This is a genomic window from Streptomyces sp. P17 (assembly GCF_032436805.1).
Taxonomy (GTDB): Bacteria; Actinomycetota; Actinomycetes; order Streptomycetales; family Streptomycetaceae; genus Streptomyces.
This window is the reverse complement of sequence record NZ_JAVRBF010000563.1, coordinates 1-302: the sequence shown is the minus strand read 5'-3', so window position 1 is coordinate 302 and position 302 is coordinate 1. Positions and strand designations below refer to the sequence as shown.

The window sequence follows — 302 nt, the reverse complement described above, 5'->3', positions numbered from 1 at the left end:
CCACCGGATAGCTGAGACTTGGTGAATACCGTAAGGTACTTAACCTTCTCAGTCTGCACGTTCAGCGGCTTGCTAACATCCGCCGCATTAGTGCCGATATAGACAGCAGCACCGCCTAGCAGGTCGCCTAGCTGCTTGGCCTGGCGAATCTTCCCTTGCAACCCAAGGTCGCGCTCTAGCTTCTCAATACGCTCAATCTGACGGCCCTTGGCCTGCCAGTTTCGCCATGCGCGGGTGCAGTCGAATGCCGGAACGTCAATAATCCGACCGGCCACCCAATTCTGCCGGTAAGTCGCCATTAG

General features: G+C 56.6%; 1 protein-coding gene. It reads right to left on the bottom strand.

Annotated features, from left to right (window positions below; translation table 11 throughout):
* The coding region (locus tag RMT89_RS42125) for an anti-CBASS protein Acb1 family protein (RefSeq protein ID WP_315889042.1) at positions 1–302 on the bottom strand (302 nt) is incomplete at both ends.